The organism is Vibrio sp. 2134-1, assembly GCF_033339495.1.
Genome location: NZ_JAWOUS010000561.1, coordinates 1 through 636 on the forward strand (window position 1 = coordinate 1; position 636 = coordinate 636).

Sequence of the window (636 nt, forward strand, 5' to 3'; positions counted from 1 at the left end):
CGAAGTCGCTCCACAGCTTTCCAATGAGTTAAAAGATAAAGTGGAGACGTTGCACCAAATCACAAACTCCATTTTACTCAAGCAATCCGCAGTGATTCAGATGCAAGGGCACGTCGACGCGAATGTTGGTGGTTTTCGCTATGGACTGAGTTCCATCGGCCCAGAGATGAACAGAATTAGCTCATTTTTAAGCCTGGACGATCCTGAGTCGAGTGACGCGGCAAACCGTTTTATTGCATCTGCGAGTTCGATGGAAAGCACTTTCCTTGTAATGATGATGCATACCGATTTACCTAAAGCAGAGAAAGAATATCGGGAGATGCGAAATCGAATTGCGGGGATTAACCTTGCTTACGAAGATTTCAAAGCCTTACACCCTGAAGTCAGTGACTACGCCAGCTTGACAGCGCCTTATGAGATGGTGAAATCAGGCTTTGACGAAGAGGGCATTTTGCAACTCATTCTTGCCAAGTTGGCCCAAAGCGAACAACAACAGCGTGAGTTTCATCAAGCGTCGTTATTAGCTGATGAAACCATGAGGCTCTTGGATAGCATTTCGCAGTCGGCATCGAACTTGATTGATGAACGCGAAGCCATGGTCAATAACACCATAGGCAACGTCAGCATGATGGTTCT

At 46.2% G+C, this 636-nt stretch carries 1 pseudogene; it reads left to right on the top strand.

Annotated features, from left to right (window positions below):
• Positions 1–636 (top strand): annotated as a pseudogene (locus R7R78_RS27235) (methyl-accepting chemotaxis protein); the annotation flags it as partial.